At 56.6% G+C, this 532-nt stretch carries 2 pseudogenes; both read right to left on the reverse strand.

Annotated elements, in window-relative coordinates:
* Nucleotides 1-388 (reverse strand): annotated as a pseudogene (locus K5E19_RS23815) (SelA-like pyridoxal phosphate-dependent enzyme); the annotation flags it as partial.
* A pseudogene (locus K5E19_RS23820) lies at nt 372-532 on the reverse strand (amidohydrolase/deacetylase family metallohydrolase); the annotation flags it as partial. The pseudogenes K5E19_RS23815 and K5E19_RS23820, both read right to left, overlap by 17 nt.

Raw genomic sequence — 532 nt, forward strand, 5'->3', positions numbered from 1 at the left:
GTTTACCGCCACCGAGCGCAACCATGGTACCGACCGGTGCGCCAAAGTTGACATTGTGGCCTTTCGGCAGCACGATTTCGTTGTTCTCAATCGGCGTAACGTGCAGGTTTTCCAGCAGCCAGTCGCTGTCCTTGACCAGCACCGCGGCTACGGATTGGGCAATCCCTGCTGACGCGCACGAGACCACCGTCGCCCCTTCCACGTCTAGCAGCTTCGCGATGTACTCTCCGGTTTTATTCACCAGATCTTTCATTTCGAAGTAGTGGTTCATGCAGTCCATCGCCGCCTGCACCAGTTCCGGGCGCGGCGTCGACACGCCCAGCGCGGTCATGCGGCCTGAGGTGTTAATCACCTGTTTTAAATTGTATTTCTCATAAATTGAAGGCATTTTCCGTACTCCCTTGTTCGGTCATATAGCCCTTGCCCGCGCGGATCGCGGCAAGCGGCACCAGAATATGTTCAGCCTGCAGGCTGTCGTTTTCCGCATCCACCAGCAGCGTGGGCTGGCGTTTAACGGTGAACAGTGTCAGGT

This window comes from Enterobacter sp. RIT637 (assembly GCF_019718755.1).
GTDB lineage: Bacteria > Pseudomonadota > Gammaproteobacteria > Enterobacterales > Enterobacteriaceae > Enterobacter.